At 44.1% G+C, this 1,920-nt stretch carries 2 protein-coding genes; one reads left to right on the plus strand and one right to left on the minus strand.

All coding sequences use genetic code 11. The features are described 5' to 3' along the window. Nucleotides 1–15 precede the first annotated feature (15 nt). Entirely contained in the window at nucleotides 16–1,008 is a 993-nt protein-coding gene (locus tag AB4232_RS22335; RefSeq protein ID WP_139685237.1) for a sugar-binding transcriptional regulator, read from the minus strand. Nucleotides 1,009–1,467: 459 nt separating this feature from the next. Between AB4232_RS22335 and AB4232_RS22340 the strand changes: the two genes are divergently transcribed. Continuing rightward, nucleotides 1,468–1,920 (plus strand): transaldolase family protein (locus AB4232_RS22340; protein ID WP_372088041.1); only part of this gene is annotated, 453 nt, incomplete at its 3' end.

Below are 1,920 nucleotides of genomic sequence, written 5' to 3' on the forward strand. Positions count from 1 at the left end.
CTACAAAAGAGTTAACTATGGAGACGCATGTTTCAACTGCTCATCCAAGTTAAGTACCGTCAAAGCATTACTTACGCTGGTTGCAATCACGTCTACTACGCCGGTTCTTAATGCACCTAATAAAGCTAATGGCTTACTGTTCTCGGCAGCGATGGCAATTACCTCAGCGATTGGGCGGAACTCTTCCAGGCCTAAGCCGATGACTCGGTCACTCATCACAGTGTTTGCGGCTTTGCCGTGTACATCAAAAAAGTCATAACCCGCAAAGTCACCGACCACGCCTTGTAGTAAACGAGATTGGACGACCTCTCCCGCCGTAAACCAACCTAGGTCGACCATATAGCTGTTTTCACTCATGTCACCAATACCCACTAATGCAACATCTGCCTTACGAGCTAGATCGAGTGTTTGCTTAACAGTACTGTTTTCCATGAACGCGGATTTTTGTGCTTTGTTCTCTGCATAAGCAGGCGCATACAAGGTTTCAGAAGATCCACCGTATTTCTTGGCGAGTTGTCTACATATATGGTCGGCATTAAACATACCGCCTCTTGGGTGAATGCCGCCGATACCACATACGAATTTACAGTCACGTGGGGTAATTACGCCAGTATGGTGAGCAACCGACGATACGTTTCGACCTTGGCCAACCGTGACTACCATGCCGTTTTTTAGGGTGCTCGTTAAGTAGTTCGACACCAAGCCCGCAACCTGTAACCGCTGCTTCTCTTCATTCGGTTGGTCTAATGCAACCAGTGCACGCTTAACACCAAATCGTTCGATCAAACGTTGTTCGATCTTCGCGCTGAATACTGGGTGGTATTTCACGGTGATCTCGACAATCCCTTCATCGCGGGCTTGTTTGAGCATTCGACCAACCTTTGCACGAGAGATAGAGAATTTTTTAGAGATCTCTTCTTGAGTCGCACCATCTTGATAGTAGGCAACGGCGACTTCGGTTAGGAGATCAGTGTTTTCTTCGGAAACATCTTGGATATTGTTACTCATATACCACTCAACCAATATTTAACAATTATTTTACCTGCTGCACTTCCTAATAAAGGAGAGCTCAGTAAGTGATACACAAGCTTACACCCCGAACATATGTAACATCAAGGAGCATTTGCTCAGCATCATAACCATAGTTTTGGTGTTGATTAATTCACCTCACTTTGTTCGTTAAACGTTTGCTTGCATACCCCATGATTACTAGAGCGAAATATATTTGACTGAAGTCACCATACAGCACTATTTACCGTTGACTTTGGGGCTAGATCGGATAAATATGGCTACATCATTTACTCATCGAGCGATCAAATGTTCTGTGCAAATGTTCGTTCGAAGAAAAATTTAAATTAATGTAAGTTTGACTCACTGGTACAACCATGAGGAACTTCATTAGTTCGCTTGCAAATGCCCACACCTCTCCCATTAAAGGGGTGTTCTGCGATACATAGGATGATCAAAATGAGCAATAAATTAGAGCAACTTCGTAAACTAACAACTGTTGTAGCTGACACTGGCGATATCGAAGCTATCAGCAAGTACACTCCTGAAGATGCAACAACTAACCCATCTCTAATTCTTAAAGCCGCTCAAATTGCTGAGTACGCACCTCTAATCGATGCTTCTATCGAATACGCTAAAGCGAAAAGTGGCGACAAAGCACAACAAGTTCAAGATACTTGTGACATGCTTAACGTGAACATCGGTAAAGAAATCCTTAACGTTGTACCTGGCCGCATCTCTACTGAAGTAGATGCTCGTCTTTCTTACGACATGGAAGGCAGCGTTGCTAAAGCTCGTCAACTTATCAAAATGTACAACGACGCTGGCATCACTAACGACCGCATCCTTATCAAACTGGCTTCTACTTGGGAAGGCATCCGTGCTGCTGAAATCCTAGAGAAAGAAGGCATC

The sequence above is a fragment of the Vibrio sp. 10N.286.46.A8 genome, from assembly GCF_041470165.1.
Lineage (GTDB): Bacteria > Pseudomonadota > Gammaproteobacteria > Enterobacterales > Vibrionaceae > Vibrio > Vibrio tasmaniensis_A.